16 protein-coding genes are annotated in these 14,827 nt (G+C 61.2%); 7 read left to right on the top strand and 9 right to left on the bottom strand.

What is annotated here, in order from left to right; all coding sequences use genetic code 11:
* Entirely contained in the window at positions 1–1,029 is a 1,029-nt protein-coding gene (locus ACJ2A4_RS12280) for an AAA family ATPase (RefSeq protein WP_408873026.1), read from the bottom strand.
* Positions 1,030–1,184: 155 nt separating this feature from the next.
* Between ACJ2A4_RS12280 and ACJ2A4_RS12285 the strand changes: the two genes are divergently transcribed.
* Genes ACJ2A4_RS12285 through ACJ2A4_RS12295 form a run of 3 tightly spaced genes read left to right on the top strand, consistent with a single transcriptional unit; the run spans position 1,185 to position 4,708 of the window.
* Positions 1,185–1,721, top strand: a complete 537-nt coding sequence (locus ACJ2A4_RS12285) for a DUF1285 domain-containing protein (protein WP_062509831.1) — start codon at positions 1,185–1,187, stop codon at positions 1,719–1,721.
* The gene (locus ACJ2A4_RS12290) at positions 1,718–2,908 is read left to right on the top strand and encodes a CCA tRNA nucleotidyltransferase (RefSeq protein WP_408873027.1); all 1,191 of its coding nucleotides are present in this window, start codon (positions 1,718–1,720) and stop codon (positions 2,906–2,908) included. Before ACJ2A4_RS12285 ends, ACJ2A4_RS12290 begins: the two co-directional genes overlap by 4 nt.
* A gap of 45 nt (positions 2,909–2,953) precedes the next feature.
* Positions 2,954–4,708 carry an ABC transporter ATP-binding protein gene (locus ACJ2A4_RS12295; RefSeq protein WP_408873028.1) on the top strand — a complete coding sequence of 585 codons (1,755 nt, stop codon included), beginning with the start codon at positions 2,954–2,956 and terminating at the stop codon, positions 4,706–4,708.
* On the opposite strand, the gene ACJ2A4_RS12300 is transcribed toward ACJ2A4_RS12295, so the two are convergent.
* The 6 genes from ACJ2A4_RS12300 to ACJ2A4_RS12325 all read right to left on the bottom strand — a co-directional run bounded on the left by ACJ2A4_RS12300 (position 4,666) and on the right by ACJ2A4_RS12325 (position 11,069).
* Positions 4,666–5,178: an RNA pyrophosphohydrolase gene (locus ACJ2A4_RS12300; protein ID WP_408873029.1), complete on the bottom strand. Its 513-nt coding sequence runs from the start codon at positions 5,176–5,178 to the stop codon at positions 4,666–4,668. The two genes, ACJ2A4_RS12295 and ACJ2A4_RS12300, sit on opposite strands and share 43 nt — an antisense overlap.
* A complete protein-coding gene (locus tag ACJ2A4_RS12305; RefSeq protein WP_408873030.1) occupies positions 5,175–6,047 on the bottom strand; it encodes a divergent polysaccharide deacetylase family protein in 873 nt (290 codons plus the stop codon). Before ACJ2A4_RS12305 ends, ACJ2A4_RS12300 begins: the two co-directional genes overlap by 4 nt.
* Positions 6,048–6,360: 313 nt before the next feature.
* Positions 6,361–7,821, bottom strand: a complete 1,461-nt coding sequence (locus tag ACJ2A4_RS12310) for a S41 family peptidase (protein WP_408873031.1) — start codon at positions 7,819–7,821, stop codon at positions 6,361–6,363.
* A gap of 130 nt (positions 7,822–7,951) precedes the next feature.
* Complete coding sequence (locus tag ACJ2A4_RS12315) at positions 7,952–9,241, bottom strand: murein hydrolase activator EnvC family protein (RefSeq protein ID WP_408873032.1); 1,290 nt, start codon at positions 9,239–9,241, stop codon at positions 7,952–7,954.
* Positions 9,228–10,760 carry a 2,3-bisphosphoglycerate-independent phosphoglycerate mutase gene (gene gpmI / locus ACJ2A4_RS12320; protein WP_408873033.1) on the bottom strand — a complete coding sequence of 511 codons (1,533 nt, stop codon included), beginning with the start codon at positions 10,758–10,760 and terminating at the stop codon, positions 9,228–9,230. Before gpmI ends, ACJ2A4_RS12315 begins: the two co-directional genes overlap by 14 nt.
* A gap of 117 nt (positions 10,761–10,877) precedes the next feature.
* Positions 10,878–11,069, bottom strand: a complete 192-nt coding sequence (locus ACJ2A4_RS12325) for a CsbD family protein (RefSeq protein ID WP_408873034.1) — start codon at positions 11,067–11,069, stop codon at positions 10,878–10,880.
* A gap of 176 nt (positions 11,070–11,245) precedes the next feature.
* Here ACJ2A4_RS12325 and msrB point away from each other — a divergent pair, with 176 nt between their 5' ends.
* From msrB to ACJ2A4_RS12340, 3 genes are all read left to right on the top strand, one after another.
* Complete coding sequence (gene msrB, locus ACJ2A4_RS12330) at positions 11,246–11,662, top strand: peptide-methionine (R)-S-oxide reductase MsrB (protein ID WP_408873035.1); 417 nt, start codon at positions 11,246–11,248, stop codon at positions 11,660–11,662.
* Complete coding sequence (gene upp, locus ACJ2A4_RS12335; protein ID WP_062509596.1) at positions 11,659–12,297, top strand: uracil phosphoribosyltransferase; 639 nt, start codon at positions 11,659–11,661, stop codon at positions 12,295–12,297. The genes msrB and upp overlap by 4 nt, the downstream gene beginning before the upstream one ends.
* A gap of 81 nt (positions 12,298–12,378) precedes the next feature.
* On the top strand, positions 12,379–12,666 hold the full coding sequence (locus tag ACJ2A4_RS12340; RefSeq protein WP_062448882.1) for a DUF1330 domain-containing protein: 288 nt from the start codon (positions 12,379–12,381) through the stop codon (positions 12,664–12,666).
* A 3-nt stretch (positions 12,667–12,669) separates the two neighbouring features.
* Here the strand turns inward: ACJ2A4_RS12340 and ACJ2A4_RS12345 are convergent, their stop codons facing one another.
* A complete protein-coding gene (locus tag ACJ2A4_RS12345) occupies positions 12,670–13,896 on the bottom strand; it encodes a threonine ammonia-lyase (protein WP_408873036.1) in 1,227 nt (408 codons plus the stop codon).
* Positions 13,896–14,369, bottom strand: coding sequence for a transcription elongation factor GreA (gene greA / locus ACJ2A4_RS12350; protein WP_408873037.1), 474 nt, complete (start codon positions 14,367–14,369; stop codon positions 13,896–13,898). Before greA ends, ACJ2A4_RS12345 begins: the two co-directional genes overlap by 1 nt.
* Before the next feature lie 203 nt (positions 14,370–14,572).
* On the opposite strand from greA, the gene ACJ2A4_RS12355 reads away from it, so the two are divergent.
* Complete coding sequence (locus tag ACJ2A4_RS12355) at positions 14,573–14,779, top strand: helix-turn-helix domain-containing protein (RefSeq protein WP_408873038.1); 207 nt, start codon at positions 14,573–14,575, stop codon at positions 14,777–14,779.
* Positions 14,780–14,827 lie beyond the last annotated feature (48 nt).

Consider the following 14,827-nt stretch of genomic DNA (forward strand, 5'->3'; position numbering starts at 1 on the left):
TCAGAGGAGGGCCTGTGCCTGCTTGCGGATCAGGGCTTCGCGATCCGTCCCCGATGCGCGCGCACCAAAGCCCAGCCCGATACGATGGGACAGGACCGGACTTGCGAGGGCCACAACGTCATCGAGGCTCGGTGCCAGACGACCGTCGAGCAGAGCGCGGGCGCGGGTTGCGATCATCAGGGCCTGTGCCGCACGGGGGCCGGGACCGTAGGAGACGGCATCACGCACGTCCTGCGGAGAGGACGGATCTTCGGGACGCAGGGAACGGGTGAGGGTCAGGATCGCATCAACCACTTGGTCACCAACCGGCAGACGGCGGACGAGGTTCTGGGCCGCGAGAAGACTTTCGGCGTTCATCAGCGCCGTGGCCGTCGGCGTCGTGGCGCCTGTGGTCTGAAGTAGCATCTGACGTTCCGCATCCCGTCCCGGAAATCCGAGGCTGATCTGAAGCATGAAACGGTCAAGCTGGGCTTCAGGGAGCGGATAGGTGCCTTCCTGTTCGATCGGATTCTGGGTCGCGAGAACGTGGAACGGGCGCGGAAGGGCATAATCCTTGCCGCCCTGCGTCACGCGACGTTCCGCCATCGCCTGCAAAAGTGCGGACTGGGTACGCGGGCTGGCACGATTGATTTCATCAGCCAGAACGAGCTGACCGAAGATCGGGCCGGGCAGGAAGCGGAAGGCGCGGCGCCCGTCCACATCCTGATCGAGGATTTCCGCGCCGGTGATGTCCGACGGCATCAGGTCGGGCGTGAACTGGATGCGCGTTGCGTCCAGACCCAGCACGCGCGACGCCGTGTTGACCAGAAGCGTCTTGCCCAGACCCGGCGCGCCCATCAGAAGCGCGTGACCACCAGACAGGATCGTGACAAGCACCTGTTCAATGACGCTGTCCTGGCCGAGAACAATCCCGCCGATGGCCTGACGCACATGACGGAGAACCGGGGCCAGACGGTCGGCTTCAGCCACGTCCGCCTCGCCCTGCAGGGTGCCGGCGGAAACGCCGGAAGAATATTGCTGCTCGCTCATGCTGCCAGTCTGACAGGTGTGGGGGTTTCATCAAGGCTCGATTGCACCCAAGTTGGTGTGAGAAGAGAGTTTTTATGCAGTTGGAGGGAAAATTGAGCGATCATGAGTTCCGGCAGGCGGCCCGTCCTGACGTCTCCCTGTCTCCAGATCCCCTGATGCCCCCGTCTTCCTTCCCCGGAACACCCGGTACAGGCCCGCGGCTGCTGCCTTTTCTCATTCAGCGCGATGGTACATGGCTCTACCGGGGCTCTGCGATAAAACGCAAAGCCATGCTGTGCATGTTTTCTTCGATGCTGACCCGTGATCCCGAAGGGACGTACTGGCTGAAAACGCCGATGGAGCAGGGCATCATCCAGGTCGAGGATGCGCCGTTTGTGGCGGTCGAGCTGGATTTCCGCGGAACCTGTGGCCGTCAGCAGAACCTGTGCTTCCGTACGAATATGGATGAACTGATCTGCGTCGGGCCCGAGCATCCGCTGTCCTGTGACTGGGATCGTCCGTCCGATGACTGTGCCAGCGTACCTTACGTCCATGTCCGTGACGGCGAGGGCGCCTTTCCCATCCTCGCGCGGGTCACGCGTGCGGTCCATTACGAACTCGCCGCCCTTGCCGTTCCCGGCCATGTGAAAGGGCAGCCCTGTCTGGGCGTCTGGAGCCAGGACTGCTTTTTCCCGCTCTCGCGCCCTGCATGATGCAGAATTCCGGCCTGCTGGAGCGCCTCCCGGACCGGTCCGGTCTGGAGCGGATCTGGAATATTCTGCCTGATGCCCGGCTTGTCGGCGGTTCGGTTCGCGATCTTCTGGCAGGTGTCACCGTCCATGACCTGGATCTTGCGACTCCGGAGCCGCCCGAAGACGTACTGCGCCATCTTGAGGATGCCGGGATCCGCGTCATTCCGACCGGGCTGTCCCACGGGACGGTCACGGCAGTGCTGGACGGCGTGCCCTACGAAATCACGACCCTGCGCCGCGATGAGGAAACGGACGGACGCCATGCGGTCGTTGCCTGGACGCAGGACTGGGCAGAAGATGCGGCCCGGCGGGATTTCACGATCAATGCCATGTCGCTGGACCAGCACGACGGACTTCACGACTATTTTGGCGGTCGGGAGGATCTGTCGAACCGGCATGTCCGGTTCGTCGGAGAAGCGTCCCGCCGGATCGAAGAAGATGCGCTGAGAGCGCTGCGTTTCTTCCGGTTTGATGCACGATACGGGAACGGCCATCCTGACAAAGCGGCCTGCGAGGCCGTCTCGGAACAGCTTGAACTGATCCGCACGCTTTCGGCCGAGCGGATCGCATCCGAACTCCTGCGGATTCTGGCAGGTCCCCGTCTCATGGAGACGATCACGGCAATGTCGCGTGTCGGCCTGCTTCAGGCCGTTCTGCCGTCACCGGACCCCGCCGCCCTGTTGCGTCTGCTGAACTGTGTTGCGCCGTGCGATCCATTGCTGCGCCTGTTTGCACTTTGCCGCGGGAGAAGCAGCGAACTGGCCGGACGTCTGAAGCTCTCCAATGCGGACGGTGCAAAGATTGAAGCCTGGGCCTCCGACAGTCCGGCGTTGCATCCGGACGCATCAGATGATGATCTTCGGCGCCTGCGTGTGCTGCAGCCTCTGGATTGCCTCATGGAACGAAGCTGGCTTGAACAGGCCCGGCGTGTCGGCGCGCCTGACCCTGACTGGGACAGGTTCCGGGCAAGACTTCAGGCCATGCCGCAACCGGAATTTCCATTGTCAGGCAAGGATGCCATCGCTCAGGGCGTTCAGCCGGGGCCGGGAATGGGAGAATGGCTCAAGACCGGCCGGAACTGGTGGATGTCGCAGGGATGCCTGCCAGACCGGGCCGCCTGTCTGGCCTATTTGGCCGCACACAGGTGAGGCTGCGGTTTCGTCCTTTTCGCAAGGCCTGCTAAACCCCCGCATATGACGAAAACGACAGCTCTTGATACGGACAGCCGCGTCCTGATGAAACGCATCTGGCGCGAGGAAATGCGCCAGCATGTCGGACGGATCATATCCGTAATTATCCTGACGGTTCTGATGGCCGGACTGACCGCGCTTTACCCTGCGGTCATCAAACGCGCCGTGGACATGTTTGCCGCGCATGATTCCCGGATTCTGTATCAGGTGCCGGCGCTGGTCGTGATCGTCACGGGGCTTAAAGCCGCCTCGCAATACGGACAGACGATCGCCGTGCAGGGGCTGGTCCTGGCCGTGATCCGTGGCCTGCAATCCCGCATGTTCGCGCATTCCCTGCAGGCGGACGTCTCGACGATCGAGAAGGAAGCTCCGGCCAAATGGGCCGCGCGCTTCACCACGGATGCCATTTCGATCCGTGAAGCCATGATCCGGGTGGTCAATGCGCTCGGGGATGCGGTGACGGTGGTGGGTCTGGTCATTTCCATGATCGTGACAGACTGGGAACTGAGCCTGATTGCGCTCGTGCTTTATCCGGTCGCGGCAGTTCCCATCCAGAAGCTGGGCAAGAAGGTACGCCGGGCTTCGGGCGGCATGCAGGAACAGATCGGCGAGACATCCGCCCTGCTGAACGAAAGTTTTGCCCTGGCCCGTCAGGTCCGTATCTACCGTATGGAAGATCGGGAAAGCACACGGGTCGATCAGTCTCTGGACCTGCTGCATTCGGCATTTTTGCGGATTGCAAAAGGCCGTGCGCGCGTTGATCCGGTCCTTGAAGTTCTGGGCGGGGCGGCTGTGGCGGCCGTGCTGGGTTTCGCAGGCTGGCGGGCGGCGCAGGGTGGCGCGACGCTCGGAGATTTCACCGCCTTTATTGCCGCTCTTCTGACGGCATCGCGACCGATCCGGGCGCTTGGTTCGCTCAATACGGCCCTTCAGGAAGGGCTGGCCGGCCTGTCGCGCGTCTTTGCCGTGATCGACGAACCCCCGGCGGTGATGGAACGGCCCGGCGCAATATCGCTGCCATCCGGAAAAGGCCATCTGGCTTTCCAGCAGGTCAGTTACCGTTACGAAGACGGCCGTGTGGGCCTGAAGAACCTGACCTTCGATGTTCAGCCGGGAAAAACAGTGGCGCTTGTCGGCCCCAGCGGCGCAGGCAAATCCACGGCGCTCTCCCTGATTCCGCGCCTGCATGATGTCAGCGAAGGCAGTATCTGTCTGGAGGGTGTGGATCTGCGGGATCTGACACTTTCCTCCCTGCGTGATGCCATTGCGTATGTCAGTCAGGATACGACCCTGTTTGACATGTCTCTGATCAAGAATATCTGGATCGGGCGCCCATCTGCATCGCGGATTGAAGTCGAAAAAGCCTGCGCCATGGCCGCGGTCGATTTCCTCGACAATCTGCCGTCGGGTCTGGAAACGCGAGTAGGACCAGGCGGTCGTCGTCTCTCAGGCGGACAGCGCCAGCGCGTGGCACTTGCACGTGCCCTGCTGCGCAATCCGCGCATTCTGCTTCTGGATGAGGCCACCAGTGCCCTGGATTCCGAAAGTGAGGCCCGCGTGCAGAAAGCACTGGCCAACCTGCGCTCAGGCCGGACAACCGTGATCGTGGCACACCGGCTTTCAACCGTGCAGGCAGCCGATCTTATCGTCGTGATGGATCACGGTGCCGTCGTCGAGGCAGGCACCCATGCGGAACTTCTCAGAAAGAACGGTCTTTATGCGCGGCTGGTGCAAACCCAGTCTTTGGCGGCGGCCTGAAACAGAGCCGTCAGTTCCGGAATCAACGCTGCATAGAGATCTTTTTTGAAGCCCAGATTGCGCTTAAGCAGCGCTGTCGGCTCAACCCATTCCCAGGTGTCGAATTCCGCCGGATCATGGAGATCCAGACGGATATCGGAATCCTGATCTTCATAGCCCATCACGAACCATTTCTGCGTCTGACCCCGAAAGCGGCCACCAAGAGCCTTTCCCATCAGAGCCTGCGGCAGATCATAGGAAAGCCAGGCTTCACGCTCTGCCAAAATACAGGCGTTCCGCGTTCCGATTTCCTCTTCCATCTCCCGCAATGCAGCGACTTTGGGCGTCTCCCCATCATCAATACCGCCCTGTGGACACTGCCACACATCGCCCGGAAGATCCGTCCGGCGGCCAATGAACAGTTTGCCATCGCGGTTGAAGAGGGCAATGCCCACATTCGGGCGATAGGGCAGGGTCTGGGGATCGATCACAAAGGAGCTCCCTGGCTGGAGGGTGAAAGATTGGCCGCCTGATCATTGCTGATACCGCTATCCGCGAAAGCCGAAGGGGGCACCAGCACAAAGCGGGCTGCCGCAGGTCCCTTGAGCCAGTTCGCCAGACGATCGATCATGACAGGTGTGACCGGTCCAACCATCAGCAGGATTTTTGCTGGTTTTCCATCCTGAGGCAGCAGGGCCGCGAGCCTGTTGTCCAGAGTGGTTGCGTCCGTATCCCCATCAATCCAGGCTGTTGCCGTCATGCCGCGTGTCCGGCGGCCATCCTGTGCTGAACCTGCCAGATACAGCAGGCCCTTACTGCTGATGATATTGGCGATCGGTGAAAAATCCGGAGAGGTCGCATAGCCACCGCCGGGCTGGTCATCCCCGTTTTCGGACGCATCCGTCAGGCCTTCCGCACCCGCCGCACGGGACAGGCACCATTCCAGTTCACGCTGGTCATCAGCAGCCGAGTTCCCATATCCAAGCGCATGCGGACCTTCATCGACCCGCTCGGGATGCGCACTCTGCATCGGCAGGGTGACATAGACTTCCCGATGGCTGGCATGTGCCCGCGCAATCACGTCACTGATATTGCTGACATACGGCGACACGCCTACAGCGACAGGCGCGGGAATACGCGACAGTACATCATAGGTCAGAGCGTCGGAATACCCGAACCCCTGCAACACGATCGCGATAGCGGTTTTGTCCGTCGGAAGGGTAACCGGAGCCGGGCTGACAACTGCCGGTGAATTGGGTGCGGCAGGTGACGTAACCGGCGGAAGGGATTGTTGTGCAACGGCATTAAGATCTGCCTTGGGCACCGCCGCATCAGGAGGTGCCGCGGTAGAAGATCCCAAAGAATGAGGGGCCTCCTGTAGCGGCTGATTCTCAACCATTTTTACAGCAAGGGCGGCATCATTCGGGGCCGGTGTGGAAGCAATTGAAGACTCAGTGTGAGCGGGAACGGCAGGCCTGGCTGGTGGCGTTGCTTTCGCGACGACCGCAGGTTTGCGCTGATGCAGCAGAAAAGCCGTTGCGCCTGCCCCTCCCGCCAGGAGAACGGCCCAGAACGCGATCAGAAGGCGTCCGATAACAGGAAGTCGTTGCCAGAGCCCTGGTCGGCTGGAGGCGGGACGGTTCTGCACGATCCGGGATGTCCTTTTTTAGTTTTTAGTGATGCGCTTCAGGCGGCTTGGGGGAGGCGGGAGGTGTGGAAGCCTTGACCTCGGTCGCCGGCGCAGTCGCCGGAGCTGGGTTCGAAAGCCCAGCCATGGCATTGATCACCTTGATCGCCTGCTGAAGCTGGAAATCGGTTGCAGGCTTCGTGGCATCGAATGCGGGCCAGCTGGCATCCGGCATCTTCGGAATGGATTTCGCGATCGGCGGAATATCGGTGCGTGGCGTTTCGTTCGTGCGATTGCCGCCGATATTCGTCAGGATATGGGACAGATCGGCCTCACGATAACCATAGGCATCGTCATCCTTCGTCTCGGCCACGGGGATGTCCGGCGTAATGCCAAGTCCCTGAATGGAGCGGCCGGACGGCGTATAATAACGCGCTGTCGTCAGACGGACCGCCCCCTGGTCGCCGATGGGGATGAGAGTCTGGACCGAGCCTTTACCAAAGGTCTTCTCACCAAGGATGATAGCGCGGTGATGATCCTTCAGGGCGCCGGCCACGATTTCACTGGCCGAGGCCGAGCCGCCATTTGTCAGAACGACGATCGGCAGGCCATTGGTGATGTCCGTGCCTTTGGCATCCCAGCGCTGGTTGTTTTCAGCATGACGGCCACGGATCGAGACGATTTCACCGTCCTTGATGAAGTCGTCCGAAACGGCAATGGCCTGATCGAGCTTGCCGCCCGGATTGGAGCGCAGGTCAAGGATGATACCGGTCAGCTTGCCGCCCGGCGCCTTGGTGGCCTGGGCCTTGAGCTTGTCGAACGCGGCATGCATGGCGCTTCCGAGATCGTCATCGAACTCGGTCAGTCGGATATAGCCCGTGCTGCCATACAGTGCAGACTTCACGATCTGGACGTGCACGATCTCACGCGTCATGTCGAAAGTGAGCGTCTTGCCGGTCTTGGGGCGCACGATCGTCAGGCTGATTTTCGTGCCCGGATCACCGCGCATCTTGCGGACGGCCTGATCGAGCGTCAGGTCATCAATGCTCTTGTGGTCCACCATCGTGATGAAATCGCCGGGCTGGATGCCTGCGCGTGCAGCCGGAGTGCCGTCAATCGGGGAGACCACGCGGACATGTCCGGACTCGCCCTGAACCTGAAGACCCAGACCGCCGAACTTGCCCGAAATCTCGGTCTGCATGTCGTGGAACTGCGCTGCGGTCATGTAGGACGAATGCGGATCGAGATTGCCGACCATCCCATCAAGCGCGTTATTGATCAGGTCCTTGTCGGAGACGGGGTGGACATATTCCGCCTTCACCACGTCCATGACCGTTCCCAGCAGCGTCAGCAGACGGACGGTTTCCGCGCTGTTGTCATGGGAGATTTCACGGGCGAGGGCTGCGCCCGGAAAGTCGCCGGAGCCAGCGAGACGCAGGGCGCCCGGTCCGACGGCCAGTCCGGCCAGAAAGGCGGTGCCCAGCAACAGGCCACTGCGAAACTTCATGTGATCTCCATCCTCGGGAACGAAGGAACGTCCCGACCCGTCATTACCTGTTAAGGCAGGCTTAGCCGGTTCAGGTTGCCAAATTACTAAGAAATGATCCTACAAGGTCAGACGCGCTCGGCAAACCGGATCATAGGAACGGAGCAGGACTGACGACCTGCGTGCCATGCCGGAGCTGGACAAAAAGCATCCCGTCGGCCGCAGGCATCTGGCCGAGTGTGGCAGCTTTCCTGATGCTTTGGCCACCCGAAACATTCAGTTGTCCCAGTCCGGAAAGCACGAAGCGGTAATTCCGTCCGCAGTCCAGGATCAGCATCTGTCCGAAGGAGCGGAAGGGACCGGCAAATTCGACTCGGCCCGTGCAGGGCGCCTGTACGGGCGCGGAGGAGAGGGCGGCATAGGTAATGCCGGTTGCGGGGCCAGCTTCCGTCGTCTGGCCCCAGTGGACGGCAACATGACCTGAGACGGGGGCATGGCCGCTGCCACTGGAAACGCCCTGTCCGGCCGAGGACAGGGCCTGGGCCTGCGACCGTGCATGGCGGGCGCGTTCGAGCTGGTGCTGACGGGCCAGAGCAGCAGCTTCCTTTTCCAGTTCGGCGCGCGCCTGGGCTTCCTGCCGGACAAGCGTGTCGATTTCAGCAGACAGATCCGCTGCGGCCTGCATGGCGTCCGCTACGGCCTTGCGGGCTTTCTGGGCGCCCTGATCCGCGACGGCTTTCTGTCGTGCGGCAACCTTGGTCCGGGCTGCGGCTGCATTGCGCTCGCGGGTCTGTTGCGCAAGCAGGTCCGCGAGTTCTTTCTGTCGGTTGTCCAGATCGACACCGATGACATGGAGTTCGTCTTCGCGGGACTGCAATGCCTGTGCCCGCTGCTGGGTCAGGCGCGAGAAGCCACCAAGAACGGAAAGGGCCGTCACGCTTTCGGACGCTGTTTCGGGCGAGGCCAGCAGTGCCGCGTCCGGTGCGATGGACAGGCGGGCTGCGACGGGAAGCAGGGGCTGAAGCGCATCATTCTGGTGGCGAATATCTGCTTCAACAGTCGTCCGCTTGTCCATCAACTCCGCAATACTGGTCTTGAGTGCAAGAATGCGGCTCTGGGTCATGTCCACGGCAGACTGTGCGGTGTGGGTTTGGGCCGTGAAGGCGAGAGTGCGCGCATTGTCCCGACGGGCTTTTGCTTCGGCCTGTGCCGAGGCGAGCTGTTTTGCCTTCAGGGCCGCAGCTTCATCCGCCTGCCGTTTTTCCAGGGCCCTGCGCGCGGCCTGGGCGCGGGCGAGGGCTTTCTCTCCCTCGCTGGGCGCGGCGACCGCCGGTTTTTCTGTATGACGGATGTGATGGTGGGACGCGTGATGGGCTGCCGCCCAGCCGGGCACCAGGACCAGAACGAGCGGCAGAAACGGCCGTGGATCAGGCGCTTTCAAGCAGGGAAACACCCGTCATGGCTTCAGGCTGTTTCACGCCCATCAGGGCCAGCATGGTGGGAGCCAGATCAGCCAGACGGCCGTCATGGATGGTCTGGCCGTCCGCATGCGCCAGAATGACAGGCACGACGTTCAGCGTGTGAGACGTGTGTGCACCCCCCGTTACGGGATCGCGCATGGTCTCGCAGTTGCCGTGATCCGCCGTGACAAGCAGGCTGCCGCCTGCCTTGACGATGGCGTCATTGATGCGACCCAGCCCCTGATCGACGGTTTCGCAGGCCTTGATGGCGGCGGGCAGGGAGCCGGTATGGCCGACCATGTCCGGATTGGCGAAGTTCAGCACGATCATGTTGAACTTGCCGCTTTCGATGGCGGCAACGGCCTTGTCCGTCAGTTCAGGGGCGGACATTTCGGGCTGGAGATCGTAGGTCGCGACCTTGGGGGACGGGACCAGAATGCGCTCTTCGCCTTCAAACTGCACTTCGCGGCCACCATTCAGGAAGTAGGTGACGTGCGGGTATTTCTCCGTCTCCGCCATGCGAAGCTGTGTCTTGCCGGCTTTGGACACGACATCGCCTAGCAGGTCATCAAGCGAGACCTTGGCGAACAGGACGCTCATATGCGGAGCCAGATGGTCGGAATAGCGCGACATGCCGCAGACGGATGCGAACTTCACCTTCCGGCCACTGTCATAATCCGCAAAATCGGGCAGGACGAGGACGTCCAGAAGCTGACGGATGCGGTCTGCCCGGAAATTGCAGGCCAGGATGCCGTCGCCGTCTTTCATGCCGGCATAATCGCCCAGAACAGTGGGGAGAACAAATTCATCCCCCTTGTCATTGTCGTAGCTGGCCTTGAGGGCGGAAAGCGCGTCCGGAGCGTGAGGGCCTTTCGCGTCACGGATGGCATCGACCGCAAGAGCCACGCGCTCCCAGCGACGGTCACGGTCCATCGCATAATAGCGGCCGCTCAGGGTTGCGATTTTGACGCTGTCAGGCAGGTCCTTGAGGAATTTGCCGATGAACTCCTCGCCGGAACGCGGTGCGGTATCGCGGCCGTCACTGAAAATATGCACGGCAACCGGAACGCCGGCTGCGCTGACGATCTTCGCGAGTGCGACGACATGGTCCTGATGGGCATGGACGCCGCCGGGCGAGATCAGGCCCATGAGATGGCAGGTGCCACCTGAAGCTTTCAGGGAGGCAATGAAGTCCAGAAGGACCGGGTTCTTGGCCAGAGAACCGTCACGGGCGCTGCGGGAAATGCGTGGCAGTTCCTGCATGACGACGCGACCGGCGCCGATATTCAGATGTCCGACTTCGGAATTGCCCATCTGGCCATCGGGCAGGCCGACGTCTTCGCCTGACGTTTTCAGGAAAGCATGGGGGCTGGTGGCCCAGAGATGGTCGAAGGTCGAGATGTTGGCGAGACGGACCGCATTGTCGGATTCATCCTCGCGCCAGCCAAAGCCGTCGAGAATGACGAGCATGACGGGGCGGGGGATCGGGGATGTGGACATGGGCTGTCTCCTGCCGGGAAGGAGGGATGGGACTGTTTTCCCATCATGCCATCATTCCATACAAATGCGAACGCCCGCCATGAAGGCGGGCGCTGCATCGTGATCAGTGCGTCAGCGTCAGATCTTGTCGACGCCGCTCTTGACCGCATCTTTGGCATCGCCGGTGGTCTGCTGGACCTTGCCCTTGATGTTCTGGGCCACGCCCTCACCTTCAAGTTTCTTGTCGTTCGTCATGTGACCGACTTCTTCCTTGACCTTGCCGGTAGCCTGGTTGGCAACGCCTTTGATTTTGTCTTCCATGGAGCTCATGATCGCATCCTTTCGTCTTCAGGTGTGTTGACGATAACGGTCGGTGATGCGGCAGGTTGCGTCCTGACAGTTTAAGATGCGTGACAAAATACGGCGGCGCTTACATACATCCCCATAGAAGCCCTTTTACAGAAGCCCTGCCTGAAGACGTCCTCAAGATTTTCCGGAGAACCAGCATGACCCAGAGTTGCGGCCCGAACGGGCAAACCGGTGGCGGTTGCGGTGTTGGCCTGACACCGGAGCAGCGGCGTATCCTCCATGAACATGGAACAGAACGTCCCGGCTCCAGTCCTCTCAATGACGAGAAGCGTGCGGGGATCTATGCCTGCGCGGCCTGCGGGCGGGAGCTGTTTTCTTCGGATACGAAATATGACAGCGGAAGCGGCTGGCCGTCTTTCTTTCAGGCGCTGCCCGATGGTGTCGAAACCACGCAGGACAGCCGCTATGGCATGGTCCGCACCGAGGTCCACTGTGCGAACTGCAAGGGGCATCTGGGGCATGTCTTCCCCGATGGGCCGCCGCCCACGGGACTTCGTTACTGCATGAACGGTCTGGCGCTCGATTTCCGCCCGGCCGAAGGAGAAAAAGCATGAGTCAGGCGCTGCCGCCTATCGTTCTCGACCACCCGCTGGTGCGCCACAAGCTGACCCGTCTGCGTGACCGCAATACTTCCACGGCCGGGTTCCGCCGCCTGACGCGCGAACTCAGCCTGCTGCTGGCCTATGAAGCCACGCGCAACCTGTCACTGGTGCCGCGTCATATCGAGGCCCCGAGCGGCCCGATGGAAGGTGAGGAACTGGACGGCAAGAAGCTCTGCTTTGTCTCCATCCTGCGTGCCGGCAATGGTCTGCTGGACGGGATGCTGGATCTGGTGCCGTCTGCACGTGTCGGGCATATCGGCCTGCGCCGCGATCACGAGACACTGGAAGTCAGCGAGTACTACTTCAACATGCCAAGCGACGTTCCGGGCCGGACCTGCATCGTGCTCGATCCGATGCTGGCGACGGGACATTCCGCCGCTGCGGCCATTACCCGCGTGAAGGCGGCTGGCGCCAAGGATCCGGTTTTCGCCTGTCTGCTGGCCGTGCCGGAAGGGATTGCCCATGTGCAGGGACTGCATCCTGATGTGCAGATCGTAACCTGCTCCATCGACAGTCATCTGGACGAACACGGTTATATCGTTCCGGGCCTCGGCGATGCGGGCGACCGTCTGTTCGGTACGCGCTGAGGCGTCGGCACACGCTCTTGTGTGCTGAAAGTTGCGGTGTTTTGTGGCGGGTATGGAGGCTCATCCTGAGGAGAGCATTTCATGCCTGCCTATGCCGTATTCATTCGTGAAAAACTTACCGATCCAGCCGAATTCCAGAAATATTCGGAAGTGGTTGGGGAAACCTTCAAGGGCTTTCCGGCCAAGATCCTTGCTGCTTACGGCAAGCAGGAAAAACTCGAAGGCACCGAGCCTGATGGTGTCGTGATTATCGAGTTTCCGGACGCGGCATCGGCCCGGGCCTGGTATGAAAGCCCGGCCTACCAGAAGGCTGCTGCGCATCGCTGGAAAGCCGGGCCCTATAACGTTGTTATCGTGGACGGTCTCTGAAAATCAGTCGCGCCGGACGATGTAATGCCGTGCCAGATCGGTCTCGATCTGGTGGGCATGTTCGGTGTCGCGGGCTTCCACCATCACCAGCAGTTCGGCCGTCTGAACGGACGGGGAGGCGAACAGGCGATGATGGGAGACCTCGATGATATTGCCGCCGTAATTGCCGATGCGGGCCGAGATGTCAGCCAGCATGCCCGGACGATCAGGGATCTGGAAGATCAGGCGCAGGATCCGTCCGTCCCGGAGCAGGGAGCGCAGGATCGTGTTAGCAAGGATGCGGGCGTTGATGTTGCCGCCAGACAGGGGCAGCGCAACGCGCCGTCCCTTGAACAGCTCCGGATAGGCCAGAACGGCTGCAAGGCCCGTGGCGCCCGCGCCTTCACAGACCTGCTTGGCCTTTTCGGCCAGCGTCGTGATGGCGCTTTCGACCTGAAGCTCGCTGACGACAAGGATCTTCGAGATCTTGTTGCGAAAGGCGTTCAGGCAGTGATCGCCAAGCCTTGTGACGGCGATACCTTCCGCGATGGTCGAGCCACCCTGCGTCGGGCCGTCTTCCTGCGGATAATTGGACAGCGAGGCATAGGCTTCGACCTGCACGCCAATGACTTCGACATCCGGGCGGAGCGCTGCCATGACGGTCGCAAACCCACCGATCAGTCCGCCGCCACCCACGGGAACGACAACCGTGTCGATATCCGGCGCATCCTGCAGAAGCTCAAGCGCCGCAGTGCCCTGACCGGCGATGACGGCAGGGTCATTGAACGGGTGGACAAGGACGCGGCCATCCTGTTTCTGCAATTCGGCGGCTGTTTCACTGGCCTGTGCGAAATCGTCCCCAGCAAGCACGACATTCGCACCCCAGGCCTGCGTTGCTGCGATCTTGGTGGCCGGCGTGAAGCGCGGCATGACGATGGTGGCATCAATGCCGAGAAGACTGGCCTGACGGGCCACACCCTGTGCGTGATTGCCTGCCGAGACGGTAATGACGCCCCGCGCCCGTTCTTCCGGCGTCAGGAGGGCCATCTTGTTGGCCGCTCCGCGCTCCTTGAAGGAGCCGATCGCCTGAAGGTTTTCGAGCTTGAGCGTAATCTCCGCGCCTGTCAGCCGGGAAAGGGCCGGGCAGGCGATGGTCGGCGTGCGGACCACCGTGGACGCGATGCGCTCATGGGCGCTCTCGATATCCGCGATGGTCACGACAGGAGTGGTGGACGTCAGGACGTCAGACATCAGCGATATGCGACCTTGAGGATTTCGTAGGTCCGGTCGCCGCCGGGGGCGGGGACGGAGACGCTATCACCGACATCCTTGCCGATCAGCGCCTTGGCCAGCGGGGACGAGATCGAGATCAGGCCCTGCTTGATATCGGCCTCATGGACGCCCACGATCTGGTACAGGGATTCCTTGTCGGTTTCTTCGTCGACGAGTTCGATATGGGCACCAAAACGGACGCGCGTCCCGGTCAGCGTCGAAGGATCGATCACCTCGGCATTGGAGATGATGCCCTCCAGCTCCAGAACGCGGCCTTCGATGAAGGACTGGCGGTCACGGGCGGCGTGGTACTCGGCGTTTTCGGACAGGTCACCGTGCTCGCGGGCTTCGGCGATGGCACGGATGACAGCAGGGCGGTCGACGCTCTTGAGGGTCCGCAGTTCGTCTTCGAGACGCTGTAGTCCCTTTGCGGTCATGGGGATCTTCTGCACTCTGAAATCCTCGGAAAAGCGTGACTGAAACTGTGATGAAGCCAGACAATCTAGGGTTTGCGGGGGTTTTTTGCAAGATGGGGCGGTTTTTATTATTGATATTCGATAATCGTCCTGTCTTGGATAACCGACATGAATTTATCGAAAAGCAATAACCTGCTCTTGCTTTTGCCATCTCAGTCAGCTTGCCGCGGAGAGGCGTGATGCCTGTTCGTGTCAGGCTGGATGACGTTCTCAGGAGCCGGGGCATGTCCCTGACCGAACTGTCGGAAAATGTCGGTCTGACGATGGCCAATCTGTCCATTCTTAAGACGGGTAAGGCCAGAGCAATCCGCTTTTCCACGCTCGAGGCGATCTGCCGCGTGCTGGACTGTCAGCCTGGAGACATTCTTGATCTGGCCCAAGACTGAAAAACCCCGGCGGAGGGGATCTCCACCGGGGTTTCTGCTGCTTCAGGC

The organism is Gluconobacter roseus (assembly GCF_046058915.1).
GTDB classification, from domain to species: domain Bacteria; phylum Pseudomonadota; class Alphaproteobacteria; order Acetobacterales; family Acetobacteraceae; genus Gluconobacter; species Gluconobacter roseus_A.